Origin of the sequence: uncultured Roseobacter sp. (assembly GCF_947501835.1) — a bacterium.
In the GTDB taxonomy this organism is placed as follows: Bacteria; Pseudomonadota; Alphaproteobacteria; order Rhodobacterales; family Rhodobacteraceae; genus Roseobacter.
The window spans coordinates 121,222-146,848 of sequence record NZ_CANMXR010000002.1; the positions used below are offsets into that span (position 1 = coordinate 121,222).

General features: G+C 59.0%; 27 protein-coding genes. 20 read left to right on the plus strand and 7 right to left on the minus strand.

Going from position 1 to position 25,627, the window contains the following annotated elements:
* Positions 1-2: 2 nt before the first annotated feature.
* From Q1A20_RS04440 to Q1A20_RS04530, 19 genes are all read left to right on the plus strand, one after another.
* A complete protein-coding gene (locus tag Q1A20_RS04440) occupies positions 3-1,079 on the plus strand; it encodes a LacI family DNA-binding transcriptional regulator (protein ID WP_299916116.1) in 1,077 nt (358 codons plus the stop codon).
* 1 nt (position 1,080) lies between these two features.
* Complete coding sequence (locus tag Q1A20_RS04445) at positions 1,081-2,133, plus strand: sugar phosphate isomerase/epimerase (protein WP_299916118.1); 1,053 nt, start codon at positions 1,081-1,083, stop codon at positions 2,131-2,133.
* 2 nt (positions 2,134-2,135) lie between these two features.
* The gene (locus tag Q1A20_RS04450; protein WP_299916120.1) at positions 2,136-3,275 is read left to right on the plus strand and encodes a Gfo/Idh/MocA family oxidoreductase; all 1,140 of its coding nucleotides are present in this window, start codon (positions 2,136-2,138) and stop codon (positions 3,273-3,275) included.
* A gap of 230 nt (positions 3,276-3,505) precedes the next feature.
* Positions 3,506-4,237 (plus strand): hypothetical protein, encoded by a 732-nt coding sequence (locus Q1A20_RS04455; protein ID WP_299401628.1) that lies wholly within the window; start codon positions 3,506-3,508, stop codon positions 4,235-4,237.
* Between the two features lie 96 nt (positions 4,238-4,333).
* Positions 4,334-5,539 carry a 3-oxoadipyl-CoA thiolase gene (gene pcaF, locus Q1A20_RS04460; RefSeq protein ID WP_299916122.1) on the plus strand — a complete coding sequence of 402 codons (1,206 nt, stop codon included), beginning with the start codon at positions 4,334-4,336 and terminating at the stop codon, positions 5,537-5,539.
* Positions 5,540-5,569: 30 nt separating this feature from the next.
* Entirely contained in the window at positions 5,570-6,562 is a 993-nt protein-coding gene (paaA, locus tag Q1A20_RS04465; RefSeq protein ID WP_299916124.1) for a 1,2-phenylacetyl-CoA epoxidase subunit PaaA, read from the plus strand.
* A 5-nt stretch (positions 6,563-6,567) separates the two neighbouring features.
* Complete coding sequence (gene paaB / locus Q1A20_RS04470) at positions 6,568-6,912, plus strand: 1,2-phenylacetyl-CoA epoxidase subunit PaaB (protein ID WP_298968957.1); 345 nt, start codon at positions 6,568-6,570, stop codon at positions 6,910-6,912.
* Between the two features lie 29 nt (positions 6,913-6,941).
* Entirely contained in the window at positions 6,942-7,664 is a 723-nt protein-coding gene (paaC, locus tag Q1A20_RS04475; RefSeq protein WP_299916501.1) for a 1,2-phenylacetyl-CoA epoxidase subunit PaaC, read from the plus strand.
* Complete coding sequence (gene paaD / locus Q1A20_RS04480) at positions 7,658-8,125, plus strand: 1,2-phenylacetyl-CoA epoxidase subunit PaaD (RefSeq protein WP_299916127.1); 468 nt, start codon at positions 7,658-7,660, stop codon at positions 8,123-8,125. Before paaC ends, paaD begins: the two co-directional genes overlap by 7 nt.
* 3 nt (positions 8,126-8,128) lie before the next feature.
* Positions 8,129-9,193, plus strand: coding sequence for a ferredoxin--NADP reductase (locus tag Q1A20_RS04485; protein ID WP_299401617.1), 1,065 nt, complete (start codon positions 8,129-8,131; stop codon positions 9,191-9,193).
* 9 nt (positions 9,194-9,202) lie between these two features.
* Complete coding sequence (paaZ, locus tag Q1A20_RS04490) at positions 9,203-11,245, plus strand: phenylacetic acid degradation bifunctional protein PaaZ (protein WP_299916129.1); 2,043 nt, start codon at positions 9,203-9,205, stop codon at positions 11,243-11,245.
* Complete coding sequence (locus Q1A20_RS04495; protein ID WP_299916131.1) at positions 11,235-12,047, plus strand: PaaX family transcriptional regulator C-terminal domain-containing protein; 813 nt, start codon at positions 11,235-11,237, stop codon at positions 12,045-12,047. The genes paaZ and Q1A20_RS04495 overlap by 11 nt, the downstream gene beginning before the upstream one ends.
* Positions 12,048-12,054: 7 nt before the next feature.
* Positions 12,055-12,669, plus strand: a complete 615-nt coding sequence (locus tag Q1A20_RS04500; RefSeq protein ID WP_299401609.1) for a ribonuclease D — start codon at positions 12,055-12,057, stop codon at positions 12,667-12,669.
* Positions 12,666-13,628, plus strand: a complete 963-nt coding sequence (locus tag Q1A20_RS04505; RefSeq protein ID WP_299401606.1) for a KpsF/GutQ family sugar-phosphate isomerase — start codon at positions 12,666-12,668, stop codon at positions 13,626-13,628. The genes Q1A20_RS04500 and Q1A20_RS04505 overlap by 4 nt, the downstream gene beginning before the upstream one ends.
* A gap of 6 nt (positions 13,629-13,634) precedes the next feature.
* Complete coding sequence (locus Q1A20_RS04510; RefSeq protein ID WP_298968942.1) at positions 13,635-14,243, plus strand: hypothetical protein; 609 nt, start codon at positions 13,635-13,637, stop codon at positions 14,241-14,243.
* Between the two features lie 24 nt (positions 14,244-14,267).
* Positions 14,268-14,738 (plus strand): LptA/OstA family protein, encoded by a 471-nt coding sequence (locus Q1A20_RS04515; protein WP_299854042.1) that lies wholly within the window; start codon positions 14,268-14,270, stop codon positions 14,736-14,738.
* Complete coding sequence (lptB, locus tag Q1A20_RS04520; RefSeq protein WP_298968938.1) at positions 14,738-15,496, plus strand: LPS export ABC transporter ATP-binding protein; 759 nt, start codon at positions 14,738-14,740, stop codon at positions 15,494-15,496. The genes Q1A20_RS04515 and lptB overlap by 1 nt, the downstream gene beginning before the upstream one ends.
* A gap of 251 nt (positions 15,497-15,747) precedes the next feature.
* Positions 15,748-16,314 (plus strand): ribosome-associated translation inhibitor RaiA, encoded by a 567-nt coding sequence (raiA, locus tag Q1A20_RS04525; RefSeq protein WP_298968935.1) that lies wholly within the window; start codon positions 15,748-15,750, stop codon positions 16,312-16,314.
* Between the two features lie 43 nt (positions 16,315-16,357).
* On the plus strand, positions 16,358-16,822 hold the full coding sequence (locus Q1A20_RS04530; protein WP_298968934.1) for a PTS sugar transporter subunit IIA: 465 nt from the start codon (positions 16,358-16,360) through the stop codon (positions 16,820-16,822).
* A gap of 39 nt (positions 16,823-16,861) precedes the next feature.
* Here Q1A20_RS04530 and Q1A20_RS04535 read toward each other — a convergent pair whose 3' ends face one another.
* The 7 genes from Q1A20_RS04535 to cysQ all read right to left on the minus strand — a co-directional run bounded on the left by Q1A20_RS04535 (position 16,862) and on the right by cysQ (position 24,558).
* A complete protein-coding gene (locus Q1A20_RS04535; protein WP_299916134.1) occupies positions 16,862-18,562 on the minus strand; it encodes a beta-1,6-N-acetylglucosaminyltransferase in 1,701 nt (566 codons plus the stop codon).
* A complete protein-coding gene (locus tag Q1A20_RS04540; RefSeq protein ID WP_298968930.1) occupies positions 18,559-19,545 on the minus strand; it encodes a glycosyltransferase family 2 protein in 987 nt (328 codons plus the stop codon). The genes Q1A20_RS04535 and Q1A20_RS04540 overlap by 4 nt, the downstream gene beginning before the upstream one ends.
* A gap of 204 nt (positions 19,546-19,749) precedes the next feature.
* The gene (locus tag Q1A20_RS04545; RefSeq protein WP_299916136.1) at positions 19,750-20,766 is read right to left on the minus strand and encodes a glycosyltransferase family 2 protein; all 1,017 of its coding nucleotides are present in this window, start codon (positions 20,764-20,766) and stop codon (positions 19,750-19,752) included.
* Positions 20,767-20,816: 50 nt separating this feature from the next.
* Positions 20,817-21,800 (minus strand): UDP-glucose 4-epimerase GalE, encoded by a 984-nt coding sequence (gene galE / locus Q1A20_RS04550; protein WP_298968927.1) that lies wholly within the window; start codon positions 21,798-21,800, stop codon positions 20,817-20,819.
* Between the two features lie 19 nt (positions 21,801-21,819).
* Positions 21,820-22,713 (minus strand): UTP--glucose-1-phosphate uridylyltransferase GalU, encoded by an 894-nt coding sequence (gene galU / locus Q1A20_RS04555; RefSeq protein WP_298968926.1) that lies wholly within the window; start codon positions 22,711-22,713, stop codon positions 21,820-21,822.
* Positions 22,714-22,960: 247 nt separating this feature from the next.
* A complete protein-coding gene (locus Q1A20_RS04560) occupies positions 22,961-23,761 on the minus strand; it encodes a 3-deoxy-manno-octulosonate cytidylyltransferase (RefSeq protein ID WP_299401591.1) in 801 nt (266 codons plus the stop codon).
* Positions 23,761-24,558 carry a 3'(2'),5'-bisphosphate nucleotidase CysQ gene (gene cysQ, locus Q1A20_RS04565; protein WP_299401588.1) on the minus strand — a complete coding sequence of 266 codons (798 nt, stop codon included), beginning with the start codon at positions 24,556-24,558 and terminating at the stop codon, positions 23,761-23,763. The genes Q1A20_RS04560 and cysQ overlap by 1 nt, the downstream gene beginning before the upstream one ends.
* Before the next feature lie 118 nt (positions 24,559-24,676).
* On the opposite strand from cysQ, the gene Q1A20_RS04570 reads away from it, so the two are divergent.
* On the plus strand, positions 24,677-25,501 hold the full coding sequence (locus Q1A20_RS04570; RefSeq protein ID WP_299401585.1) for an ABC transporter permease: 825 nt from the start codon (positions 24,677-24,679) through the stop codon (positions 25,499-25,501).
* The last annotated feature ends 126 nt before the right edge of the window (positions 25,502-25,627 follow it).

The following is a 25,627-nucleotide window of genomic DNA, read 5'->3' on the forward strand; positions in this document are numbered from 1 at the left end:
GCATGAAAATCGGCCGCGACACCCCCTTGAACCCAACCGTGAACGACATTGCCCGTGTCGCGCAGGTCAGCCTTGCGACCGTTGATCGCGTGCTGAACGAACGCCCGGGCGTGCGGAAAGTCACCGTCGAAAAAGTCAACCGCGCGATTGCCGATCTGGGCTATGTGCGCGATACCGCAGCGGCCAATCTGGCGCGTGGACGGGTCTACCGGTTCCTGTTCATTCTGCCGGCGACCAACAATGAATTTGTCGACCTCATCGAAAATCAGGTGGCTGATCTATCTGTCGGTCTGAAACGTGAACGCACCCGGCTGTCCTGCACCCGCGTCCCTGCCTTTGATCCCATGGCACTGGCGGATGCCATCAATGCGCTTGATCCGACACAGGTGGATGGCGTGGCGATCTTCGGGCCCGAAACACCTTCCGTACGCGACAGTATTTCGCACCTGCGTCAGCACGGCGTCTCGGTTGTCTCGCTGGTGGCTGATATTCCCAGCTCGGAACGCAACACCTATGTCGGCATCGACAACATCGCAGCCGGGCGTACCGCTGCCCAGCTCATGGGTCGTTTTCTCGGGCCGGTGTCGGGCAACATCCTCGTGGTCACAGGCTCGATGCTGGCGCGTGATCATCTGGAGCGCCGCCTGGGGTTTGACGAGGTCATGTCGCGGGACTTCCCGAACCTGAACATACTTGCCTCGCTGGAAGGGCGGGACGATCCCGATCTGATTGAAAAGCTCCTGCCACAAGCAATGACCGGAGCGCGGGATATTCTGGGCATCTATTCTTCGGCTGCGGGCAACGCCGGTCTGATCCGACATTTCGACAAACACCCCGATGTGAAGCGTCCGAAGATCATTGCCCATGAATTGACGCCCCTGTCGCGCGCGGCTTTGGGGGCTGGTCTTTTTGATGCGGTCATCAGTCAGGATTCCGGCCATCTTGTGCGCAGCGCGGTCCGCATCATGCGCGCCCACAGCGATAGCGCGCCGATCAACCCCGCGCAGGAGCGCATTCGCATCGACATATATCTAAAGGAAAACCTGCCGCCGGACGCCGGTGGCATATTGGGAGGATAGGATGAAAACCATCAAGGGACCGGCGCTGTTTCTAGCGCAGTTTGCGGGCGACGATGCGCCGTTTGATTCTTGGGATGCGATCACCAAATGGGCAGCTGATTGCGGCTACAAGGGGGTGCAGGTACCAAGCTGGGACGCACGCCTTTTTGATCTGGAACAGGCCGCGGCCAGCAAGGATTACTGCGACACCTTCAAAGGGCAGGCGGCGGAGAATGGCGTCGAGGTAACCGAACTCTCGACCCACCTGCAGGGTCAGCTGGTTGCGGTGCATCCCGCCTATGACACTGCTTTCGACGGCTTCGCCGATCCTTCCGTGCACGGCAATCCCAAGGTCCGGCAGGAGTGGGCGGTGGATCAGGTCATGAAGGCCATCAGCGCCTCGGCCAATATGGGCATCAAGAACCACGTGTCATTCTCCGGCGCGCTGGCCTGGCCCTATATCTATCCTTGGCCGCAACGCCCTGCCGGATTGATCGAGACCGCATTTGACGAGCTTGCCAAGCGCTGGCGTCCAATCCTTGACCATGCCGAGGATAACGATGTGAACATCTGCTACGAGATCCACCCAGGCGAGGATCTGCACGACGGCGTGACCTTCGAGATGTTTCTCGAACGGGTCGACAACCACGCCCGCTGCAACATGCTCTACGATCCATCGCATTTCGTGCTGCAGTGTCTCGACTACCTCGATCACATCGACATCTACGCCGAGCGGATCAAGATGTTTCACGTCAAGGACGCGGAGTTCAATCCGACCGGGCGGCAAGGTGTCTATGGCGGCTATCAGTCCTGGGTCGACCGCGCCGGGCGTTTCCGCAGCTTGGGCGACGGGCAGGTGGATTTCGCAGGTATCTTCTCCAAACTCGCCGCAATTGATTTCGACGGATGGGCCGTTGTGGAATGGGAGTGTTGTCTGAAACACCCAGAGGATGGCGCGCGCGAAGGCGCGCAATTCGTCAAGGACCATATCATTCGTGTGACCGAACGCGCCTTTGACGACTTCGCCGATGGCGGCACGGATGATGCTGCAAACCGTAAGATGCTGGGGATCTGATCATGACAAATCACATACGCCTAGGTATGGTTGGTGGCGGCAATGACGCCTTCATCGGCGCGGTGCACCGCATCGCGGCACGGCTCGACGACCGCTATGAACTGGTCGCCGGGGCGCTCTCTTCCACAGCAGAAAAAGCGCAGGCTTCGGGCGCGGCGCTGGGGCTCGACCCGTCGCGCACCTACGATGACTTCAAGCAGATGGCGATCCGTGAGGCGCGGCTGAAGAACGGGATCGAGGCGGTGGCCATCGTGACCCCAAATCACGTCCACTATGCTGCGGCGCGCGAGTTTCTGAAACGCGGCATCCACGTGATCTGTGACAAGCCGCTGACCTCCACCATGGCGGATGCCCGCAAAATGGCCAAAGCGGTTGAGGACTCGGACGCGCTGTTCATCCTGACGCACAATTACACCGGATACCCCATGGTCCGACAGGCGCGCGCGATGGTGGCGCAAGGTGATCTGGGCGAGATCCGGGTGGTTCAGGTGGAATACCCACAGGACTGGCTGACCAAACACGAGGATTTCAAGCAAGCCGCCTGGCGCACCGATCCCGCGCAATCCGGTGCTGGCGGATCAACGGGCGACATCGGCACCCACGCGCATAATCTGGCCTGTTTTGTCACCGGCCTCCGCGTAGAAAGCCTCGCCGCTGATCTGCAGGCCTTTGTGTCCGGGCGACAGCTCGATGACAATGCGCATGTGATGCTGCGCTTTGCGGGTGGCGCCCGTGGTATGCTGTGGTCCAGCCAGGTCGCACCCGGCAATGAAAACGCACTGCGGCTGCGAGTCTACGGAGAGAAAGGCGGGCTGGAGTGGGAACAGGAACATCCCAACCATCTGTGGCATACGCCCTTTGGCGAACCAAAACGGCTGATCACCCGCAACGGGGCGGGCGCAGGTGAAGCTGCGGCCAGGATGAGCCGTGTCCCGCCGGGCCATCCCGAAGGCTATCTGGAGGGGTTCGCCAACATCTACAGCGAGGCGGCAGAGGCCATTGTCGCCCATCGGTCCGGGCAAGAACCGGATGCGGAGGTGACCTATCCGACCATTCACGATGGCCTGCGTGGTATGCATTTCGTGGATGCCTGTGTGCGCTCCTCTGCCCGTAATTCCGCATGGGTGAATTTGCTGGATTAGGTATCCACATTCCGTAAACAGACTGTTTACGCGCCAGTATTGAATACCCGCCGCTGACCTCAGCAGGCGGGTATCCATCTGACGTCAATGGCGAAACTTGTGGCGGCGGTGGTGCATCACATTCCTTTCGGCGCTAACCCATGCAATTCGCTTAAAACTGTTCTGTTTTCCGGCAGGCGCTGGTCGAATGAATTTGACACGATGGGTTCCACATTCGTCAGAGGGGCACAATGTTAGACACACACTCCGCAGATCAGCTTGCGGGACTGCTCAATCAATTCTCAGTTCCGATGTTCGCCGCCGAACGCCCGACAGGGAAGCATGGCTTTCGGTACATTTGCATCAACCACACGCTGTCCAGCGCCACCGGATTTCAGCCTGACACCATCTGCGGGTGTGATCTGCATGATTTTCTCCCGGAGACGATGGCAAAAGCCATGGCGGGAAACCTGACAAGATGCGCCGACATGCAGCAAGGCTTTCGCTGTCACGAAACCTGGGAGACACCGCTTGGTTGGCAGGAGTGGGACACGACCCTTCAGCATGTGCAACTGCCGTCGGGTGCAGACCGCGTGATCGGCACCGCGTTTCAGGTCACACAAGACCGCAGCCCGGACAGCGAAAGGGCCACCTTTGACAATATTCGGTTCTATTCCTCGCTGGCCGAAATGCAATTGCAAAATCTGGTCTCCCTGTTTGAAGCCACGCGTGATCAGGGCCTGTTCAGCCATGACAGTCTCAACCGTGTCACCCGGCTCTGCGGTATTTGCCGCACGGTTCAGCGCTCCGTCGCGGACATCAGGGATGCTGTGCGCCATACCCGTCCTCCATCGACCATGAGCACGCCAGCGCTAGAGGTCCCGCAAGACCCGACAGATTTCAATTGCACCCAAGGCATCGGCCAGCAAACCACACGGGCGATCTACGATTCCGCACGGGAAGTTGTCCTGGCAGCTGACTAAAGTGTTACCAAATTTATATGCATGCAGATAAATCGTAACATTATGATTGAACCGAATCCCAGCCTGACCTAAACTCCGACTAATTCGGAGGACTCTATGCAGGCATATATTTGTGACGCGCAGCGCACGCCGATTGGTCGGTATGGCGGCCATCTGTCTTCTGTGCGCGCAGATGATCTGGCGGCCACGCCAATTGCGGCGCTGATGGCCCGCAACCCATCTGTGGATTGGGCACGTGTGGATGATGTTATCTTGGGCTGTGCCAATCAAGCGGGCGAAGACAACCGGAACGTGGCCCGTATGGCGGCGCTTTTGGCAGGTCTGCCGATTGACGTCCCCGGATCAACGATCAATCGCCTCTGCGCCTCCGGCATGGATGCCGTGGGGGCCGCTGCGCGCGCAATCAGGGCAGGGGATATCGACCTTGCCATCGCGGGCGGGGTGGAGAGCATGAGCCGCGCGCCCTTTGTGATGCCCAAGGCCGAGGCTGCTTTCTCCCGCGCCAATCAGGTCTTTGATACGACCATCGGCTGGCGATTCGTGAACCGCAAGATGAAGGAGTCCTACGGCACGGACTCGATGCCGGAGACCGCGGATAACGTGGCCGAAGATTATCAGATCAGCCGTGAAGATCAGGACGCCTTTGCCGCGCGCAGTCAGGCCAGATGGCACGATGCGGATATGTCAGGGGTCTTTGCCGAAGAAATCACGCCCATCACAATACCGCAGCGACGCGGCGATGACATCATCGTTGACAAAGATGAACACCCCAGACCCCGCACCAGCGCGGAGACGCTGGCAAAACTGCGCGGCATCAACGGCGCTGAAAAATCCGTCACGGCAGGCAATGCCTCTGGCGTGAACGACGGTGCCGCCGCCCTGCTCATTGCCTCCGAGGACGCCGCGAAAGATCACGGGCTGACGCCCATGGCGCGGGTCGTGGCGATGTCTGCGGCGGGTGTCGCACCCCGGATCATGGGCATTGGCCCGGTCCCCGCTTGCAAAAAAGTGCTGGCGCGCGCAGGCCTGAGAATTGATCAGATGGATGTGATAGAATTGAACGAAGCCTTTGCTTCGCAGGGGTTGGCGACATTGCGCGCACTTGGCGTGCCGGATGATGCGCCCCATGTAAATGCCAACGGTGGTGCGATCGCCATCGGCCATCCGCTCGGCATGTCCGGCGCGCGGCTGGTGATGACTGCGGCCTATCAGCTCAAACGCACCGGCGGGCGCTATGCGCTTTGCACCATGTGCGTGGGCGTTGGTCAGGGCGTTGCTCTTATTCTGGAACGTGCAACGTGACGCGCGCTGATCCTTGAAAGGACCTGAACCATGTATGCACAGATGATCAAATCAACCGGCAAGGGGGTGAAGTCTTTGGACGAGATGGAGCCCGATGAGCGCGCCTTTCAGGAACGCATCAACGCCGGTGGCAAGATCGAGCCCAAGGACTGGATGCCGGACGGATACCGCAAGACGCTGATCCGCCAGATCGGTCAGCACGCGCATTCCGAAATCGTCGGCCAGCTGCCCGAAGGCAACTGGATCACCCGTGCGCCGACGCTGGAGCGCAAGGCGATCCTGCTGGCCAAGGTGCAGGATGAGGCCGGGCATGGGCTCTATCTTTATTGCGCGGCGGAAACACTGGGTGTCAGCCGCGATCAGCTAACGCGAGACCTGCTGTCGGGAAAGATGAAATACTCTTCGATCTTCAACTATCCGACCCTGACCTGGGCGGATATGGGGGCTGTTGGCTGGCTGGTCGATGGGGCCGCGATCATGAACCAGGTGCCGCTGCAGCGCACTTCCTACGGGCCCTATGCCCGCGCCATGGTGCGCATCTGCAAAGAGGAATCCTTCCACCAACGGCAGGGGTTCGACATCATGATGAAGATGGCGAACGGCACAGAGGCGCAGCGCAAAATGGCGCAGGATGCGCTCGACCGCTTCTGGTACCCGTCGCTGATGATGTTCGGCCCCTCCGATGAACACTCAGTACATTCGGCGCAATCCATGGCCTGGAAGATCAAGATGAATTCCAATGACGAGCTGCGTCAGAAATTCGTCGATCAGACCGTGCCGCAGGCGGAATACCTTGGCCTGACCGTCCCGGATGAACACCTGAAATGGAACGAAGACCGCAGGTCATACGACTTCTCGGAACCGGACTGGGACGAGTTCTTTGACGTGTTGCAAGGCAATGGACCGTGTTCGGTGGACCGGATGGAGGCGCGTAACAAAGCCTGGGATGAGGGCCGTTGGGTCCGCGAAGGATTGCTGGCCCATGCGGAGAAGAAACGCGCACGCAAAATGGCAGCGGAGTAAAAGATATGAGCAGCCCTGAATCCGGATCCTACGACGCCACCGAGGCCGCGCCGCATGGCAAACCCCGCGCCACCGAATGGCCGCTGTGGGAGGTCTTCATTCGCGGCCAGCACGGGCTGAGCCACCGTCATGTGGGTTCGCTGCATGCCGCCGACGCCGAAAGCGCCATCAAAAACGCCCGCGACGTCTACACCCGCCGCAACGAAGGCGTCAGCATCTGGGTGGTCGAAGCCAGCGCCATTGCCGCCTCCAGCCCGGAGGAAAAAGGGCCGCTCTACGAGCCGTCCAACGACAAGGTCTACCGCCACCCGACGTTCTTCGACATCCCCGACGAAGTAGGTGCGATGTGAGCGACCCGCTGTTCGAATTCCTGTGCCGCATGGGGGACAACACGCTGGTGCTGGGGCATCGCGTGTCAGAGTGGTGTGGTGTCGCCCCGGTGCTGGAAGAAGACATCGCGCTGGCCAATACCGCGCTGGATCTGATTGGTCAGACGACGCTTTGGCTGAACCTGGCGGGCGAGGTCGAGGGTAAGGGGCGTGACGCTGATGCGCTCGCCTTTCGCCGGGATGTCTGGGATTTCCGAAACGTTTTGCTGGTCGAGCAGCCCAATGGTGATTTCGGCCAGACCATAATGCGGCAGTTTCTGTTCGATGCCTGGCACAAGGGTTATCTGACCGCGCTGCAAGACAGCACGCATGATCAGATCGCAGCCATCGCCGAGAAATCTCTCAAAGAGGTCACCTATCATCTTGAACGCACGATGGACACGGTGATCGGCCTGGGCGACGGCACTGAAGAAAGCCACAACAGGATGCAAAAGGCCCTTGATAGGCTCTACCCTTATGTTGGTGAGCTCTTTGTCAGGGACGATGTGGATGACGCGATGATCGCAGCCGGCATCGCGCCCGATCCTGCGGCCTTGCGCGCGGATTTTGACGCGGTGCTCGACGCGGTCCTCCGCGAGGCCACGCTCACCAGACCCGAGAGCGATTTCGCGCATAAGGGCGGCAAGTCCGGGCAACGCCATTCCGAACACCTCGGCCATATGCTGGCGCAGATGCAATGGCTGCAACGCGCCTATCCGGATGCGACATGGTAACCGACAAGCCTGATCTGAAGACGGTTTGGGGTTGGCTCGACGCCGTGCCAGACCCGGAGATCCCGGCGATCAGCCTGATTGATCTCGGCATCATTCGCGACATTCAGTGGCAGGGCGACACGCTCGAAGTAACCGTGACGCCGACCTATTCCGGCTGCCCCGCGACCCGTATCATCAATCTGGATATCGAAACGGCGCTGCGGGACCAGGGGATCGAAAACATCACCCTGAAAACGCAGCTATCGCCCGCCTGGACCACCGATTGGCTGACCAAGCGCGGCAAGGCGCGGCTTGAGGCCTATGGCATCGCACCACCGCAACCCGCCGGTGGTCCGCAGCACTGCCCGCTTTGCAAATCCGATCAGGTAGAGCGGATCAGTCAGTTTGGCTCGACCCCCTGCAAGGCGCAGTGGCGCTGCAGCGATTGCCTGGAACCCTTCGATTACTTCAAGTGCATCTGAGATATGGCCCAGTTTCATCCCCTCACCGTTACCGACATCCACCACACCATTCGCGATGCCGTGGTGCTGACCCTGAAGCCGGAGGACCCCGGTGTCTTTGCCTTCACCCAAGGCCAGTATCTGACGTTCAAACAGGATTTTGACGGCACGGAATTGCGGCGGAACTACTCGATTTGTGCGGGACTCGATGATGGTGTGCTGCAGGTGGGGATCAAACGGGTCGACGGGGGTGCGTTTTCCACCTTTGCGAACACGGACCTCAAGATCGGCGACACGTTGCATGCGATGCCGCCTTCCGGCGCGTTTTTCACCCAGATAGAGCCTGACAAGGCCAAAAACTACCTTGGCTTTGCGGGCGGGTCGGGCATCACACCCGTTCTGTCGATCCTGAAAACCGTGCTGCACCGCGAAGCTCGCGCCACATTCACGCTGGTCTATGCCAACCGGGCCGTGAACACGATCATGTTCCGCGAGGAGCTTGAGGACCTGAAGAACCGCTACATGGGGCGACTGACCATCATCCACATTCTGGAATCCGGGCAGGATATGGAGCTGTTCACCGGTCGTGTGGACCAAGCGAAATGCGAAAACCTGTTCAAGCACTGGATCGATGTGACATTGATCGATACCGCCTTTATCTGCGGGCCGGAACCGATGATGCTGGCCATTGCCGAGAGCCTGAAAACCCACGGGTTAGAGCCTGATCAGATCAAATTCGAACTCTTCACCGAAAGCCAGCAGGGGCGTCTGGCCAAACAGGAGATCGCCGCGCGCGCAGCGGAACAACCTGGAACGCAAGCCCAGGTCACGGTCGAAGGCGTCACGCGGTCTTTTACCATGCCCAAGGATCAATCCGTTCTGGAGGCCGCGCTCGACAATGCGCTGGATGCCCCCTTTGCCTGCAAGGCCGGGGTTTGCTCGACCTGCAAGGCGCGGGTGTTGGAGGGAGAGTACGAGATGCTCAGCAACCACGCGCTGGAAGACTATGAGGTCGAACAGGGCATGGTCCTGACCTGCCAATGCTACCCGCTGAGCGATAAAATCACCGTCGAATACGACACCCATTAAGGACAGATCATGCCGAAAGATTCGAGCATCCGCGACATTCACAGCTTTGCCGCCGGTGCGTGGATCAGCCCGGGGCAGGGCGCGCGCCACATCGCCAGCGCCATCACCGGCGAGGTGATTGCCACCGCAGGCAACGATGCGCTCGACGTACAGTCGATGCTGTCCTATGCCAGCGACACCGGCGGGCCTGCCTTGCGCAGCCTCACATTTCATGATCGTGCACGCATGCTCAAGGCGCTGGCCCTGCATCTGAAGGAGCATCGCCAAGCCCTCTACGATCTGAGTTTTGACACGGGTGCGACGCAGTCCGATCACATGATCGATGTGGATGGTGGCATCGGCACCATGCTGGTCTTCGCCTCCAAAGGGCGGCGCGAGATGCCCGATGCGCAGGTCTATCTCGACGGCCCCGTCGAACAGTTGGGGCGGGAAGGCCGGTTCGTCGGCCGTCACATCGCCACACCTCTGCTGGGCGTCGCGGTGCATATCAACGCTTTCAACTTCCCCGTCTGGGGCATGCTGGAAAAGCTTGCCCCCACCCTGCTGGCCGGTGTGCCAGCCATCGTGAAACCGGCCACCGCCACCTGCTATGTGACCGAGGCCTGCGTGCGCATCATGTTGGACAGCGGGCTGCTACCGGCGGGCGCGCTGCAGCTGGTCACCGGCGGTCTGGGCGACATGCTGGATCATCTGGATTGTCAGGATGTGGTCAGCTTCACCGGCTCCGCCGACACCGCATTGAAACTGCGCGCCAACCCGCGGCTGTTGAGCCGCTCCACCCGATTCATGGCCGAGCAGGATAGCCTAAACGCGTCGGTTCTTGGGCCGGATGCAGGACCCGGGACGCCGGAATTTGATCTCTTCATCAAGGAAGCGCACCGCGAAATGACCGCAAAGGCGGGGCAGAAATGCACCGCGATCCGCCGCATCATGGCGCCGCAAGCACATGTCGATGCCGTCATCGCCGCGCTCTCGGATCGTTTGGGCAAAACCCGGATCGGGGATCCGCGTCTGGAGACAACCCGCATGGGCGCGCTGGTCTCGGGCGCGCAGAAAAAGGATGTACTGGACAAAGCCGGACTTCTTGCGACGGAAGCCGAACGCGTCTTTGGCGACCCCGGTCATTTTGCGGTTGACAGCGCGGAGGCGGACAAAGGTGCCTTTTTGCCGCCGATGCTCTTTCACTGCGCTGATCCAGATACGGCCGAACGCGTGCATGATACCGAAGCCTTCGGGCCTGTTTCCACCGTGATGGGGTACCGCGATCTGGACCATGCCATCGGCTTGCTGAACCGGGGCAACGGGTCATTGGTCGCCTCCGTTATCACGAACGATAGCGACGTCGCACGGCACATGGCGATGGGGGCGGCGGCCTACCACGGGCGGCTCTACTTCAACAACCGCACCTCGATGGCAGAGGCGACCGGGCACGGTGCGCCGCTGCCGCATATGGTCCACGGGGGACCGGGGCGCGCGGGCGGCGGCGAAGAACTGGGCGGTATTCGGGGCGTGATGCACTATATGCAGCGCACCGCGATTCAGGGCAGTCCGGATATCTTGACGGCCATCGGCGGCACATGGGTGCCGGGTGCGCGGGAAGCCTCGGATAAACCGCACCCCTTTACCCGCCCCTTCAATGACCTGCAGATCGGTGACACGCTCATGGCGGGACCGCGCAAGATCACGCTGGAGGACATCGAAACCTTCGCACATTTCACCGGCGATACGTTTTATGCGCATATGGATGACGCCGCCGCGGCAGCCAACCCCTTCTTTCCGGGCCGTGTGGCGCATGGCTATCTGCTTCTGAGCTTTGCCGCAGGCATGTTTGTGCAACCCGATCCCGGCCCGGTGCTGGCAAACACCGGTCTGGACAGTTTGCGGTTCATGGCACCGGTGCAGGCCGGCGACAGCATCCATGTGCGCCTCACGGTCAAGGCCAAGACACCGCGCAATGAAGACTATGGCGAGGTCCGCTGGCACGTGACCCTCACCAATCAGGAAAAGGCAGCCGTGGCGGAATACGAATTGTTGACGATGAATGCCTTCTGATCCCCTGCGCGCGCTGACAACCGCACTTACCGACCTCGGCGGACAACGGGTCTGGTCGCTGATCGTCAGCGTCTTTGGCGATCTGGCGCAGGAGGAGGCATCGGCCATCGACGGCCCGGTTCTGTCCGCGATCATGACGGCCATGGACGTACGGCCCGAAGCCATCCGCGTGGCGCTGCACCGCCTGCGCAACGATGGCTGGATCACGTCGCAGAAATCCGGCCGCACCAGCAGGCACAGCCTGACCGCACACGGCCGCGCAGAAACGATTGCCGCCGCCAAACGCATCTATGCCGATCCTGACGACATGCCAACGCGCTGGCAGATCATCCTCACGGAAGGCGCGGACCCGGATCAACGGGCGCGCATTGTTGCGGAGGGATACACCGCTCTGACCTCGCGGGTTTTTGCGGGTCCACAGGACGCCAGGGTGCCGGGTGATGTGCTTCTATTGCAAGGCGACCGCGTACCGCATTGGCTCAAAGCCCAGCTTACGCCTGCGCGCCTCATAGCGGACTACGAAAACCTACACCTGATCCTGACCCGGATCGATGCTGAACTGCCCGAAGGTTCGGACCTCTCCCCGCTGGAGGTGGCAATATTGCGCTGCCTGATCGTACACAACTGGCGACGCCTCGTGCTGAAACACCCTGACCTGCCCGCCGCGCTTTACACCGACGCCTGGCGTGCGCATGACTGCCGCGCACTTGTCAGCAAGCTTTTGCACCGGTTTCCAAGGCCCGACCTCGCGACGCTTTTGGAGGAACCTCGTGCTTCCACAAGCCAAGGAGGCAGGATATAGGGGGCGCATGACACATAGCGTTTACAATAATGACCTGCCGGATGACCTCGATTTGGGGCCTGTTGTAGCAATCGACTGTGAGACCATGGGGTTGCAGCCGCACCGCGATCGCCTCTGTGTGGTGCAGCTTTCGGGCGGTGACGGCACCGCGCACCTCGTACAGGTCGCAATCGGCCAGACCGAAGCGCCAAATCTCTGCGCGCTGCTGGAAGACCCCAAAGTGTTGAAACTGTTTCACTTCGGACGGTTTGATATTGCGGCGATGCTGAACACTTTTGGCGCCACCGCCGCACCCGTCTATTGCACCAAGATCGCCAGCAGGCTTGTTCGCACCTACACCGACCGGCACGGGCTGGCAAAACTGTTGCAGGAACTGCTGAACATCGACATCTCGAAACAGCAGCAATCCAGCGACTGGGGGGCAGAAACCCTGACCGAAGCGCAGGTGGATTACGCAGCCTCCGACGTGCTTTACCTGCACCGCTTGCGCGATGCACTGAACACGATGCTGGAACGCGAGGGCCGGATGGAAATGGCGCAAAGCTGCTTTGACTTCCTGCCCATGCGCGCGCGTCTTGACCTTGAAGGGTGGCCCGACACGGACATCTTTGCACATTCATGAGCACACCCTTCCTTGATACCGCCCGGCGGGTGATCCGCACGGAGGCCGAGGCGCTCACCACGCTGGCCGATGGGCTGGACACACGGTTTCGCGATGCCATTGACCTGCTGCTCAACAGCAAAGGCCGCGTGATCGTCACCGGTATCGGTAAATCCGGGCATATCGCCCGCAAGATCGCCGCTACCATGGCCAGCACCGGCACGCCCGCGCAATTCGTGCACCCGGCGGAGGCCAGCCACGGGGATCTTGGTATGATCACCAGCGCGGATGTGGTGCTGGCGATCTCCAATTCCGGCGAGGCGCCTGAGCTCGCCAACCTCGTGATTTACGCGAAACGTTTCAGCATCCCGCTGCTGGGCATCACCAGCGTCGAAACCTCCAGCCTGGGCCGCGAGTGCGATGTCGTGCTTCTGCTGCCCCGGCTTGGCGAGGCCTGTGGCACGGGTGTTGTACCTTCCTCCTCGACGACGATGACGCTGGCGTTGGGCGATGCGCTGGCAATTGCGCTGATGGAACACCGCGCCTTCACGCCAGAAAATTTCCGCGATTTTCACCCCGGCGGCAAACTGGGTGCACAGCTCAGCCGCGTCTCTGACCTAATGCACAGTGGCGACGACATGCCGCTGGTCACGCCCGATACACCGATGTCCGATGCGCTGATCGAAATCAGCCAGAAAAGTTTTGGCGTGGTGGGTGTCGCGGATGCAGATGGTCACTTGGCGGGCATCATCACCGATGGCGACCTGAGGCGTCACATGGATGGGCTGTTGTCCCTTTCTGCCAAGGACGTGATGACAGCCTCCCCGGTGACAATCGAGCCCGGCGCGCTGGCGGAAAAAGCTGTCGCGATGATGCAGGCGCGCAAGATCACCAGCCTGTTTGTGGTGGCGGCGGGCGGCCCACCGAAACCGCTTGGACTGATCCGCATTCACGACTGCCTGCGCGTGGGTCTGGGGTAATCCGCCATGCAGGGTGATCGGTATTCGCGCACGGTGGCATGGCTCAAAGTTGCTTTGCCGCTTGCCGCACTGGGGCTCCTGTCGACGCTGTTCTTGCTGTCGCGGGTCGTTGATCCAACCCAATCCATCCCCTTTGCCGACACCGAAGTCCGCGACCGGCTGCTGAACCAGCGTGTGTCCGGCCCCTATTACTCCGGGACGACCGCGGATGGCGATCTGATCGCCTTTATCGCCGAGACGGTCAAAACGCCAAACGGTCTGACCGGACCCAGCGAAGCCCGCGATGTTTTTGTGAAGGTGGACATGATCGACGGCACAACGATCCGGGTAACCTCACACGCGGCATCCATGGACGTGGCCGAAGACATCAGCGACTTGACGGGTAACGTGGTGATCACCACCTCCCAAGGGTACATCATCACCAGCGAAGCCATCACCGCACGTATGACCGAACTCGACATCAGATCACCCGATACGGTTTTTGCCGATACACCCGCGGGGGAGGTCGTGGCAGGGTCGATGCACTTATCGTCGCCTGAACCGGATGCGCCAGCCCATTTGGTTTTCACAAATGGCGTGAAGCTGCTATATCTGCCCAAACAGGTGAAAGACTGACCCGTGATATTGTTTAAAAATTTGATGCTACCCCTGTTCTTGATGTTGACCGCGACTGCGTTGGCGGCACAGGGGACGCAAGTGGCCTTTGGCGCGCTGCAACAGGACACAGATTTGCCGGTTGAGGTGACTGCCGACAATCTGTCGGTGGATCAGGCCACGGGGACCGCGATTTTTACCGGAAATGTCGTTGCGGCCCAGGGCGCGATGCGTTTGTCCACGAAAAAGCTGCTGGTGGTCTACCGCGAGGACACGCAAGGCATTGAACGGATGGAAGCCACCGGTGACGTGGTTCTTGTCTCCGGCCCGGATGCAGCAGAATCGGAGCGCGCGGATTACAACATTGACGATGGCACCATCGTGATGCGCGGCAATGTTCTGCTGACGCAGGGGCCTTCCGCCCTGACCGCTGATCAGATGACGGTGCAGCTCACCGATGGCACCGCCCAGATGGTCGGGTCGGTGAAAACAATTCTGCAAACCGGCGACAACTGATGGCCCGCCCCACGCTTACCGTCGAAGAGGGCTCTGCCGGATTGCACGTCGAGCATCTGCGCAAGTCCTACAAGAAAAAGACGGTGATCCGCGACTTCTCCATGTATCTGCAACGCGGCGAGGTTGTGGCGCTTCTGGGTCCCAACGGGTCCGGCAAAACCACGACTTTCTACGCTGTTGCCGGGTTGGTGACGCCAGAGGGTGGTACCGTGCTGATTGATGGCCAGGATGTAACCAACCTGCCGATGTATCGCCGCGCCCGTTTGGGCATCGGCTACCTGCCGCAGGAAATGAGCATTTTCCGCGGTCTGTCGGTCCAGGACAATATCAGCGCCATTCTCGACATCACCGAAGCGGACCGCCACAAACGCCGCGAAAGGCTTGAAGAACTGCTCAGTGAATTCTCAATCGAACATTTGCGCCGCGCCCCGGCGCTGGCCCTTTCGGGCGGGGAACGCAGACGTGTCGAAATCGCCAGATGTCTTGCAGCGAACCCAAAGTATCTGTTGTTGGATGAGCCTTTTGCCGGCGTTGATCCAATCTCGGTCGGGGACATCCGACATCTGGTATCCGACCTCAAGAAACGCGGGATTGGCGTGCTTATAACCGACCATAACGTGCGGGAAACACTAGAGATTGTGGATCGCGCCTATATCTTGCATGAGGGGCGTGTTCTGATGTCCGGCACGCCGACGGAAGTTGTTCAGAATGAAAATGTGCGCCGCGTATATCTTGGCGAAAACTTCAAGATATCCTGAGCGCCGCGAAATTCTGTTAACCATTTTTTCCGCCGATCGCGCCCGCTTTTGTTTGACTCTCGGTCTGGTTATCGGGCTCAATAAGGGCATGGCACCCACCAGCTCCTGCCCGATCGTGTATTGGCCTGATAGTCAGGGCCCAGCAGGCAATATGCAAGAGGAATGCCATTTTCCGTGATTTCAATTGCAATTTCCAAGGCACTTTTGCGCCCTGGGGTTTCATTTGAAATCAACCACTTGAAGGAGAGAGTATGCGGTATCAAATCAGCGGCAAACAGATCGACATCGGCGAAGCCCTGCAGACCCACGTCAAAGCGGAATTGGGCGAAGCAGTGAAGAAATATGCCGAGCGCCCAACCGAAGCGGTTGTGGTGTTTTCAAAGTCGGCACATGAGTTTGTTTGCGAAGCGACCGTACATCTGTCCACCGGCCTGACCGCTCAGGCCAAGGCCCATCAGACGGAGATCTATGCGGCATTCGACGCCTGCTCCGCGAAAATGGAGAAACAGCTCCGACGATACAAGCGTAGGTTGAAGGACCATCACAAAGATCGGGTGGAACCGGTTGAAATCTACGGCGCCTCCTCCTATATCCTCGCATCAGATGCCGACTCAGAGTCGCAGGAACCAGAGACGCTGCAACCAATCATCGTCGCCGAGATGGAAACCAAGATCCCGTCTCTTTCCGTGGGCGAGGCGGTGATGCAGATGGAACTCGCTGGTGCGCCGGTTCTAGTCTTTAGAAACGAAGGCAAAGAGGGTTTAAATGTCGTTTATCGTCGTGACGACGGAAACATTGGCTGGATAGACCCACAGTAGGATTCCCGCGAGGCCGACATGCCTCCAGAACAGTGCGAGCAGAATGGATTTTAACAAACTCCTCAAGCCTGAGGCGGTGAAGGTATTAACCTCCGCTTCAAGCAAGAAACGGTTGATGCAGGATCTCGGCGATCTCGCCGAGAACGCCTATGACCTGAATTCCGGCGATGTGCTGGATGCGCTGCTGGCGCGCGAAGCGTTGGGACCGACCGGCGTGGGTCATGGCGTTGCGCTGCCACACGCCCGGCTAAGTGGCCTTGAAGAGGTTGTCGGCGCCTTCGTGCTGCTGGATAAACCCATCGATTTCAACGCCGTTGACCGTCAGCCGGTGGATATCGCCTTTGCACTTTTCGCCCCCGAAGATGCGGGCGTTGAGCACCTCAAGGCACTGGCAATGGTGTCACGTACGCTGCGCGACACCAGCATCTGCACAAAGCTGCGGGCCAACCCAAATCCTTCGACGTTGCATACGATTCTGACATCCAACGAATCCGAGCAAGCCGCCTGATACCGCGTTCGCAACAGGACCGGACGCAGGGATGCTGGGCTAGCGGACCAGATAGGGTTTGCGTGGTTTTTCGTTGGTATTGACGATACCGCCCTGCTCGACCGGGAAGTCGCCCATCAAATAGGGGTGCATACCCTGGTTCTTGAGGTTTTGCAGGAACTGGCCGAACCCTGTCAGGTCCACCATACGCGGCACTTCCGCCAGCCGGTGCGATGTATTCGGCCCAATTTCATCAAGGATGGTTTGCAGCGGCTCCATCGGGGCCTCGATGAACTCCGCCATCGTCCAGATCCGCACCCGCGCTTTCACCCAGGTTGAGCGCAGCACATCCAGATGTTCGCTTTCAGTTTTCTGCAGTTGTGCCGCAAGTTTTCGCAAATCCATGAAGTTTGCGTTTGACCGAAACAAGGGGACCGCCCAGGCACCGCTGATCACAGAAATCTGAGCATTTGGGTCCTTGGCGACGCGCCAGTTGATCACCTGATTGTCGCCGGGGCCAAACTGAAAACATTGGCGCTCACCACGCGTGTTCCAGATCAGGTTGGTCAGAAAACCGTGCGGGTTATAATCACGCAATGTAGCGCTGTCGCTCAACGCACCGTTCATTGCCGTTTGACCGCCGCCAAAATGCGCCCCGTCCGGTGCAAACAAATGTCCATGCACGCGCGCGCCGGTGGTCCGTGCCAGCCAAGGCTCAAAATTCTCGAAAAGCTCGGCAAACCCCTGGAACATTGAATAGGGCGCGGCGGTCACCCCATTTTCCCAATCCTCGCGCGGATGGCGGCTTTGCATATAGAGGCCAGCGCGCCCGCGTGTTCGTCGCTCCACCGCCTTGGCAAAGATGCGGTCGATTTTGCCCGGGTTTGGCTCGGTCTTCTTCATCGCGCCCGCAGCATCCGTCAGAAACGCATCGTATAGACGGTTGGCATGCGGCCAGATTTTCCGCGCAACGAAACAGTCCGACCTGCGCAGCAATTGCAGGTGATCATCGTAGAAAATATGCGGCTTGCCCTGAAAATCGAATTTCGACAAGGTCAGCGACCGGCTTTCAATCGTGATCGCGTATTGCCGGGCCAGGGTCTGAAAATAGCTTTCATCCGGGATCCAGACCCGGCGGAAGTAGCGGTCATATTCTTCCCGTGCCGGATCCTGCAGGACGGCAGACAGGGTTTGACGTGTCAGGCACCACCACTGCGATCCCATATGCGGGGTCAGCCCGCCCGGCACCCGGCGCTTTACGCGCAACAGACGCTGCAGGGCGACATATCGGTCAAACAAGAGCCGCTGCCGTTTCCACGAAAAGGGAAACCGCAACGTGAACCTCTCAGCCTCAAGCCCGCCGACCGTCCATGGCACATCTGTCGTTGTCGCGCTTTCGATGAAATCCGTTTGAGGTCGCTCTGCCAGGTAGTCGATCAGCTCACTCACCGGGCGCAAGGGAAGACAGGAGCCTGAGGCCAGATACACGTGCCGCACCTGCGCGAAGCGTGACAACATCAGTTCTGATGCCGATTGCGTCGCAGCGACAATCCCGAAGGTGCCCCATTCACAACGGAAGCGTTTGGAAAATGCCACATCCGGCAGATCCGATAGCCGAGAGACGAAAGCATTGTAGGTCTTGCGCGGCACATTCTTGTCGACGTGGATCACGATCGGGCAGTTTGCCGCCGCCCAGTGGCGCGCCACCTGTTCGGCCCGACCGAGCGCGGTGTGCACCAGCATGACAATGCCGACGCTCACGCCCAGTTGCCTTTCGACATCAGACCCAGGATTTCAAGCTGCCGCCAGTTGATGTATTTTTCCGACCATTTGCACCACAGCTGAGGATCATCCTTCAGACCCTGCGCATAGGCACGATATTCGTAGGATTCCGCATAATGCTGCTGGCGCTCAATTTCTTCTGTGGCTTTATCGGCGAAGGTGTCCAGGAATTTAGCGTGCAGCAGAACGCCCGACGCCTTTTCCCCACCCCATTCGTCATAAACGAGGTTCAACCCACGCGGCAGCAGCATATGGGTCGAATTCACATAGGCATATCGCTTGTCCCACTTCACCAGCGGGATCTTGTTAAGCGCAGGTGCACGCTCCGGCTCCTCGGGGAAGAAGACGCGCGCCCGTGGCCCGCCCTGTATCCAGAGATTGCCATAGAGGCTGTTTCGCGAAATCGTATAGTTGCCACTGTCGAACCAGCACGCGATATCAATCGGGTTTTGACCCGGCAGATATGGCTGCTCTTCCAGACGGCCTTTGGGATACATGTCCAGCAACATCGCCGAAAACGCGCGGATCGAGCAGGAATCCAACCAGTCGGTCAAGGCGCGCAGCGGCCTTGTGTCGCAAAACGGATAGAGCAGGAATTCATCGGGATCGACGACAACGCACCAATGACCATCCGCATATTTGCCCTGCAGGTAGTTCAACCAATCAGCGCCAAAGCGGGATTTTTTATAGCTGCTTTTGCTCCGCCATAGCGACACATCCGGCTGATCGGCCAGATATTCCGCGGTGCCATCCGTGCTGTCGTTGTCCACGATCAGAAAATGGGTCACGCCCATATCGCGGTAGTAGTCCAGAAAATACGGCAGGCGGACCTTCTCGTTTCTTTGGGTGGAAAAAAGCAGGATGTCACCGTCACGGATCTGCGATGTACGGTCGACGACCCGGCGCAGTTCAAGGCTTTTGCGTTTGGCACGCACACGTAAGCGCTTCCGCGCCAGACGCATCCGGTAAGATCCCAGAACACTCAAGCTTCCGCCCTTCTATACCGCCTCTACTGAAGGATTTGTTGGGAGTTCCCTCCGCGTTTCCCCGCAGTTGATCTATGCCGCTTATGTTAAATCGCGACTTCTTGAGATTTTATTGCTCAAAAATCGAATTTTCGCAACGTTTTATGGAAATTCGCTCAATGGAGCGCAGGAAGTGTGACATCACCACTTGCCTTTCGCCATCAGGCGAAGATCGACCAACTGCTTCCAGGACGTAAAACGGGTGGATCCTTCGTGCCACAGGTCCGGGTTTTGGGCCAATGCGTCATAGTAGGTGGTATAGAGATCGGAATTTGAAAAATGCTCCTTGCGCGCGCGTTCTTCACAGGCGCGGGCAGCGGAACCAGGCAGGAATTTCGTGTGCAGCAAAACCCCCGAAACCCGCTCCGCCCCGGCACTGTCATAGGTTCGGTTCAATCGCCGCGGCAGCGCATTATGTGTTGAATTTACATAGACATAGCGCCGGTTCCATTTCACCAGTGGTATCTTGTTCAAGGTTGGTGCCCTCCGTGGGTCTTCTGCAAAGAAACAGCGCGCGCGGGCGCCACCCTGCAGCCACAGATTGTCCAGCTTTGACTGGCGCTGCACCCAATAGCCGTAGGCGTCAAACCAATTCAGAATACCGCAGGGGTCTTGCCCGGGCGTGTAGACCTGCGCATCAGGCGGACCCTTGGGATAAAGATCCAGCATCATCGCGCCCATCATGGCGATATTCTGCTGATCCAGCCATTTCGTCAGCTCCGGCAAGGGCCGCGTGTCGTGCTCGGGGTAAATCAGCAACTCATCGGCATCGACGGTGACGGTCCAGTGCCCATGCCCGTAGCGTATCATCAGCCAGGTCAGCCAATCCATCCCGAACCGCGCCGCTTTATAGCTGGCTTGCGTCGACCAGAGCGACACATCCGATGCGGTCGCAAGCAATTCCAGCGTCCCATCCTCACTGCCATTATCCACGATCAGAAAATGCCGCACCCCCAATGCGCGGTAGTGCTCCAGAAAATACGGCAGTCGCTGCGCTTCGTTGCGAACGGTCGCAAACAGCAGGATGTCATCCGCCGCGATCTTTTCCGTTCTATTCTGAATGACCGTCAGTCGGTGCCGACTACGAAATCCGCGCCACAGCAGACGTCTGCGCCGCCACCGCAATTTGTATCTCGTCCAGAGACCGGGCTGTGCCATCAGATGTGCTTTCGGGCGCGAAGAAACGTCGTTGACCAGGCGGAAATCGCCTATTTGTCATAATGCCCGTTTTGGTGCCAACGCCAAGCATCTGTGATCATATATTTCAGCGATGATCGCGTGGGCCGCCAGCCAAGTTCCGTTTCCGCCCGGGTAGAGCCTGATACAAGTTTGGTGCAGTCGCCTGGTCGCCGCGGCCCTTCGGTAAACGGCACCTCGCGGTTGGTGACTTCGCGCGAATGGTCCATCACCTCACGCACGGAAAAGCCGCTGCCCGTGCCCAGATTGAACACCCGGCTGCCCTTGCCATCCTGCAGCCATTTCAACCCCAACACATGAGCGTCAACCAGATCGCAGACATGCACATAGTCGCGGATACAGGTGCCGTCCGGGGTGGCGTAGTCGGTGCCGTGGATGGTCAGCGCATCGCGTTTACCGTCGATGGCATCCAGAAGCACCGGAATCAAATGCGTCTCCGGCTGGTGGAATTCACCAACCTCACCCTCCGGGTCAGCCCCGGCGACGTTGAAGTAGCGGAAGATCACATGGCGCAGCCCGTGGGCAGGCTCGAAATCCTTCAGAATGTCTTCGATGGCCCGTTTCGAGGCGCCATAGGCATTGATCGGATGCTGCGCACTGTCTTCATTCAGCACCACATTGTCCTGATCGCCATAGGTGGCGCAGGTGGAGGAAAAGACAAAGTTCAGACACCCCGCAGCCACCGCCGCCTCGATCAGAGTCAATGATCCGCTGACGTTGTTGCGCCAGTAGATGCCCGGGTCCTGCATGCTTTCGCCAACCTGGCTGAGCGCCGCGAAATGCATCACCGCCACGGGCGCGTATTGCGCGAAAACCTGATCCAACCGAGCCCTATCCAGCAGGTCACCCCGCTCGAATGGGCCGAACTTGACCGCCTCTTCCCAGCCCGTGACCAGATTGTCGAAGGTGACCGGCGTGAAGCCTGCTGCTTTCAGCGCCTTGCAGGCGTGCGACCCGATGTAGCCCGCGCCGCCCGTGACCAATACGTTACTCACCGATTATTCCTGTCCGGTATTATTCGGCAGCCTTTCCCATATTGACCACATCATGAAGATAGGCCGACAGGTCTTCGCGCAGTTCTTCACGGTCGAGGCCAAAGGCCACGGTCGCTTGCAGGAAGCCGGATTTGGAGCCGCAGTCGAACCGCTGTCCGCGGAAGCGGTAGCCATAGACGCCATGCTGCTTTTCGATCTCGGTGGCAATTGCATCCGTCAGTTGAATCTCGCCACCAGCACCGGATTTCATCTTGTTCAGATTGGTCAAAACGCTCGGCGATAGGATGTAGCGCCCAATCACCGCCAGGTTGGAAGGCGCTTCTTCGGCTTTTGGTTTTTCAACCATGCCCTTCACCTTGACCATCGCGCCCATGTCCTCGGACACATCCAGCACGCCATATGAAGACGCTTTATCGGGGGCGACTTCCATCGCGGCGACCATATTGCCGCCGGTTTCGGCGTAGGCTTCGACCATCTGCTGCAGGCAGGGTTTTTCCGCTGCAATCACATCGTCCGGCAGGATCACGGCAAAGGGTTCATCCGCGATCAGACGGCGCGCGCACCAGACCGCATGGCCAAGACCAAGTGCCCGGTGCTGGCGAATGTAGGCAATCGCGCCGCTTTCCATATTGGTGCTTTTCAGGGTTTCGAGAAGGTCGGTCTTACCCTTCTTCTCCAGCTCCTGTTCGAGCTGTGGGGCGTGGTCAAAGTAATCCTCCAGCGCGCCCTTGCCGCGCGAGGTCACAAAGATGAATTCCTTGATGCCAGCGGCGCGCGCTTCATCAATCGCATATTGGATCAGCGGGCGGTCCACCAGGGTCATGATTTCTTTGGGAACAGATTTGGTTGCTGGCAAGAACCGCGTTCCCATGCCCGCCACGGGAAAAATTGCCTTCGTCACTTTGCGTTTCATACTCTGATCCTCAAACTAAAATAATCGCACTCAGCTAACGTAACCGTAACGCTGCAATGCGTCAAAAACACGACTTCAGACTCAATTAAAGCAATTTTCCAGCACGAGTCAGTCATTTTGGCGAAATCCAGCTTGATACTGCCGCATATTCCCGCAATGCGTGTATAAAAAACCAGCAGCAACAACCCTATCGCGAAACGGTGGTTGTTTCGTAGTCGTTTACGATTCCATTCTGGGCCGGATCACTTCAGTCCAATCCCATGTCCGCCATCATTTTTTCGATCTTCGGCGCGTCTTCAGGATTGTTCAGCTCCCAAAACTGTCGGCCGTTTGCAGCAACCTCGACGCAGAGTACGGCACGACCGTTTTCCATGAACCGCAATTGCTCAAGACCCTCCAGCCGTTCCAGCGGGCCAACCGGCCAGGAGGCATAGGCCGCCAACGCCTCGGGACGGTAAGCATAGACGCCCACATGGTGAAACACCGGGGTGTCTTCATGGTCGGCATATGTTTGCGCGGTGAAGGGGATCACTTCTTTGGAAAAATAGAGCGCCTGCTGATTTTGCGCAAAGACCGCCGTTGTGCCCCCGACGCGCCCGGCTTTGCGATCGTTCAGAAAACCGTTCAGGGTCAGGCCGTCGCAACGCAGCACCGGCGTCGCAATCTCCGCCTCAGGCGCACCCCGCAGACCGGACACCAAATCCTCGATGAACCAATGCGGGGTCAGGGGCGCGTCCCCCTGCAGGTTCACGATGATCTCATAACCACCGCCCAGCGCGTCATGTGCTTCCGCGCAGCGTTCGGTGCCATTGACGCAATCGGATGAGGTCATCACAACCTCGGCGCCAAAGGCTTCGGAGGCTTCCTTGATACGACTGTCGTCGGTCGCAATCACCACCCGGTCCACACCGCCCACCGCCTTGGCCGCCAGCCAACTGCGTTCGATAAGGCTGCGCGAGACGCCGTTTGCCCCGCGCAGCTCGGCAAGCGGCTTACCGGGATAACGGCCGGAGGCATAGCGCGCCGGAATCGCGATCAGAACAGACATCAGGCTTCTTTCAAATCGACAGTCGGCGCGTAAGCGATGAAGAAGGGGTTCGCATAATCATCCTTGCCGTAGCCAAGCGGCGTCAGATCGTCGAAGCGCACCACAGCGCCACCCGCTCCGGAGAGCACCGCGTGGCCCGCCGCCGTGTCCCATTCCATCGTCCGCCCCAATCGCGGATAAAGGTCAGCCTCACCCGTTGCCACGAGACAAAATTTCAAAGAAGACCCGGCGCTCTTCATGTCTTTCACATCATATTTGGAGATGTAGTCATCGGTCGCCTGATCCCGGTGGGATTTCGACGCGACGACCATCAACGCCGCGTTATCTGCCGCCGAAACCTTTATTGGCGTCAACGGCCCCACCGTGTCCAGCGCCAGATCCCCGGTTTCTTCCACCGATTGGCCTGAAGCGTCAGTGTAGAACATCCGACCTTTCGCAGGGGCATAGACCACCCCGCGCGTTGGCGCGCCCGCCTCCACCAGCGCAATGTTCACAGTGAAATCGCCGCGCCGGTGAATGAATTCCTTGGTGCCGTCCAATGGATCCACGATCAGAAACGTATCTCCGCGGGTGCTATGCGTGGCGGATTGCTCTTCGGTCACCAACATCACATCCGGAAAGGCCGCCCGCAGCCCCGCGGAAATCAGGGCATCCGCCGCTTCATCCGCCTCCGTGACCGGGCTCTCATCCGATTTGATCTTCACATCAAAATCGTCGGCCTCGTAGATCTCCATGATCCGTGCGCCCGCTTCCAGCGACAGCTTGCGCATCACCTCGGTCAACTTCGCGTAATCCATACCTGATTTCCCAATTCTGCGATCATTGATGTTCAAATCGATGCCCCTTATGCTACCGCTCTAACGGAACAGCAAGATTTCCGTGCGAGTATGGCGAATATCGCAAGGCGCAGCAGGCATGTTTCAAGCAGAACGACGAAACGACAATAGTATTTCATCCGCTCTCACTCTGTTTGAGCTGATTTATCACTCCATTGTACGTTCTGTGCGCAAGGGTCACGGCAACGCCTTTGTTGCGATTGGGATCAACGTCTTGCAAACGGTGATCTTTGTCATGGCATTCTATGTCATGTTCTCCCTGCTCGGGTTGCGCGGTTCCGCCATTCGCGGGGATTTCCTGCTCTACATCATGTCGGGCATTTTTCTGTTCATGACGCACACCAAGACGTTGAGCGCTGTTGTCGGCTCTGAGGGCCCGGCAAGCCCGATGATGCAGCACGCCCCGATGAACACCATCATCGCCATTGCCTCGGCGGCTTTGGGCGCGCTTTACATTCAGGTGTTGTCTCTGTCGCTGGTGCTCTTTGCCTATCACGTGGCCTTTACCCCGATCGTCATCGAGGAACCTGTCGCGGCCTTTGGGATGTTGCTCCTGGCATGGTACACAGGGGCTGCGCTCGGGCTGGTACTGCTGGCGCTGAAACCCTGGTTTCCACAATTCGTGTCGATCTTCAGCACGATCTACCAACGCGCCAACATGATCGCATCGGGCAAGATGTTTGTGGCCAACAGCCTGCCGGGCTTCATGCTGGCGATGTTCGACTGGAACCCGCTCTTTCATGCAATTGATCAGGCCCGTGGCTTTATATTCATCAACTACAATCCGCGTTACACCGATTGGCATTACGCACTCTGGGTTGGGCTGGTGCTGGTGATGATCGGTCTGATGGGCGAATTCTACACCCGCCGCCACGCCTCGCTCAGCTGGAGCGCGCGCCGGTAGGGACGACACCCTCTTTCCAGGATAAAATTATCGCGCAGAGCATCTTCAGGGTTTGGTTCCGATACCAATTTGACCCACCATTGCTGCATCCCAGCCATGGGCGAGGATGTCCGGCCTTTCGCCGGG

Coding starts and splice junctions, on each gene's coding strand:
- pcaF (WP_299916122.1), top strand. CDS start 4,334: ATGCAGGCATATATTTGTGACGCGCAGCGCACGCCGATTGGTCGGTAT.
- lptB (WP_298968938.1), top strand. CDS start 14,738: ATGGCCCGCCCCACGCTTACCGTCGAAGAGGGCTCTGCCGGATTGCAC.
- Q1A20_RS04545 (WP_299916136.1), bottom strand. CDS start 20,766: ATGGCACAGCCCGGTCTCTGGACGAGATACAAATTGCGGTGGCGGCGC.
- raiA (WP_298968935.1), top strand. CDS start 15,748: ATGCGGTATCAAATCAGCGGCAAACAGATCGACATCGGCGAAGCCCTG.
- Q1A20_RS04495 (WP_299916131.1), top strand. CDS start 11,235: ATGCCTTCTGATCCCCTGCGCGCGCTGACAACCGCACTTACCGACCTC.
- cysQ (WP_299401588.1), bottom strand. CDS start 24,558: ATGGATTACGCGAAGTTGACCGAGGTGATGCGCAAGCTGTCGCTGGAA.
- Q1A20_RS04445 (WP_299916118.1), top strand. CDS start 1,081: ATGAAAACCATCAAGGGACCGGCGCTGTTTCTAGCGCAGTTTGCGGGC.
- Q1A20_RS04455 (WP_299401628.1), top strand. CDS start 3,506: ATGTTAGACACACACTCCGCAGATCAGCTTGCGGGACTGCTCAATCAA.
- paaZ (WP_299916129.1), top strand. CDS start 9,203: ATGCCGAAAGATTCGAGCATCCGCGACATTCACAGCTTTGCCGCCGGT.
- Q1A20_RS04530 (WP_298968934.1), top strand. CDS start 16,358: ATGGATTTTAACAAACTCCTCAAGCCTGAGGCGGTGAAGGTATTAACC.
- paaC (WP_299916501.1), top strand. CDS start 6,942: ATGGGGGACAACACGCTGGTGCTGGGGCATCGCGTGTCAGAGTGGTGT.
- paaD (WP_299916127.1), top strand. CDS start 7,658: ATGGTAACCGACAAGCCTGATCTGAAGACGGTTTGGGGTTGGCTCGAC.
- Q1A20_RS04510 (WP_298968942.1), top strand. CDS start 13,635: ATGCAGGGTGATCGGTATTCGCGCACGGTGGCATGGCTCAAAGTTGCT.
- Q1A20_RS04560 (WP_299401591.1), bottom strand. CDS start 23,761: ATGTCTGTTCTGATCGCGATTCCGGCGCGCTATGCCTCCGGCCGTTAT.
- Q1A20_RS04505 (WP_299401606.1), top strand. CDS start 12,666: ATGAGCACACCCTTCCTTGATACCGCCCGGCGGGTGATCCGCACGGAG.
- galU (WP_298968926.1), bottom strand. CDS start 22,713: ATGAAACGCAAAGTGACGAAGGCAATTTTTCCCGTGGCGGGCATGGGA.
- paaB (WP_298968957.1), top strand. CDS start 6,568: ATGAGCAGCCCTGAATCCGGATCCTACGACGCCACCGAGGCCGCGCCG.
- Q1A20_RS04515 (WP_299854042.1), top strand. CDS start 14,268: ATGCTACCCCTGTTCTTGATGTTGACCGCGACTGCGTTGGCGGCACAG.
- paaA (WP_299916124.1), top strand. CDS start 5,570: ATGTATGCACAGATGATCAAATCAACCGGCAAGGGGGTGAAGTCTTTG.
- Q1A20_RS04540 (WP_298968930.1), bottom strand. CDS start 19,545: ATGCGTCTGGCGCGGAAGCGCTTACGTGTGCGTGCCAAACGCAAAAGC.
- Q1A20_RS04440 (WP_299916116.1), top strand. CDS start 3: ATGAAAATCGGCCGCGACACCCCCTTGAACCCAACCGTGAACGACATT.
- Q1A20_RS04450 (WP_299916120.1), top strand. CDS start 2,136: ATGACAAATCACATACGCCTAGGTATGGTTGGTGGCGGCAATGACGCC.
- Q1A20_RS04500 (WP_299401609.1), top strand. CDS start 12,055: ATGACACATAGCGTTTACAATAATGACCTGCCGGATGACCTCGATTTG.
- Q1A20_RS04570 (WP_299401585.1), top strand. CDS start 24,677: ATGTTTCAAGCAGAACGACGAAACGACAATAGTATTTCATCCGCTCTC.
- Q1A20_RS04485 (WP_299401617.1), top strand. CDS start 8,129: ATGGCCCAGTTTCATCCCCTCACCGTTACCGACATCCACCACACCATT.